Source organism: Streptomyces sp. x-19, assembly GCF_046549115.1.
Lineage (GTDB): Bacteria > Actinomycetota > Actinomycetes > Streptomycetales > Streptomycetaceae > Streptomyces > Streptomyces albulus_C.
In genome coordinates this window covers 1-937 of sequence record NZ_JAJPWK010000104.1, presented here as the reverse complement: position 1 = coordinate 937, position 937 = coordinate 1, and the positions used below count along the sequence as shown (strand labels likewise).

Genomic DNA, 937 nt, shown 5'->3' with positions numbered 1-937 from the left:
TGCTCAGGTCCTGCCGCTTGATCGCGTCGGTCTTCTGCGGCAGCCCGTCCGTGTGCCGCTCCTGGCCCTTGCCGTCGTCATCGCTGACCGAGACAACCGCTGCCCCGCCCACCAGCGCGCTCGCCACGGCCAGCGAAGCGATCACGTACTTTCTGGGGGGCCTCCCACGCTCACTGCCCATTCTTCTCACCGCACACCTTCTGTGCCTTCTCGATCTTCTCCTTGCTCACGTTGTTGTCCAACCGCTGCGCAGTGAGCTTGCCGTCCTGCAACTTCGGGTCCGGAAAGTCGATGCCCTGCTCACGCATGCACTTCGCGAAATTGACAGCGTTATCGAGGTTCTTCTCCTGCTCCTCCTGTGTCAGTTCCTTGCCAGCACCGGGCAGGCCCTTGCAGGCATCCATCGCCTTCTTGAGCTTCTTGTCGTCGCCCTGGATACCCACGGCCTCGCCGTCCTTCGGCTCCTGCACATCCAGACCGTTGTCACGCAAGCACTGACGGTACTTGTAGGCGTCGTCCTCAGCTTCGCCCTTGCCGGAGACCCCCGCCCCCTGCGCATTTGTGTCCTTGCCGGAATCCGCACCACCCCCGGCACAGCCGGCAGCGAACAACGCCATACCCGTAACAAACGCAGCCACCATGCCGTACCTGACATTCCTCATGGAAAATCCTCTGCATCCGAGACTCGTGTCCGACAGCACGGAGGCTGACACACATCCACGTTTCGTTTCCATACACGAAGACGCTTACAGAAACGAAAGGCCACTTCCTGTATCCGTGGATGTCATGCGAGTACTGGTCGTGGAGGACGGGGTCTGTCAACTTAACGGTGTAACTGGTGTGGTTGTTGGGTCAGATGCGGGTTGCTGAGAGGCGGCCGTCGAAGGCGATGTCGAACGCCTGGAGGGCCCGCTTCCAGCGCATCGTCCACCGCTTG

Annotated in this window: 1 protein-coding gene; it reads right to left on the bottom strand. The window is 61.2% G+C overall.

Going from position 1 to position 937, the window contains the following annotated elements; genetic code table 11:
* Positions 1-170: 170 nt before the first annotated feature.
* Positions 171-662, bottom strand: coding sequence for a hypothetical protein (locus ACLJT4_RS42450; RefSeq protein WP_411130515.1), 492 nt, complete (start codon positions 660-662; stop codon positions 171-173).
* Positions 663-937: the final 275 nt, after the last annotated feature.

Coding starts and splice junctions, on each gene's coding strand:
- ACLJT4_RS42450 (WP_411130515.1), bottom strand. CDS start 662: ATGAGGAATGTCAGGTACGGCATGGTGGCTGCGTTTGTTACGGGTATG.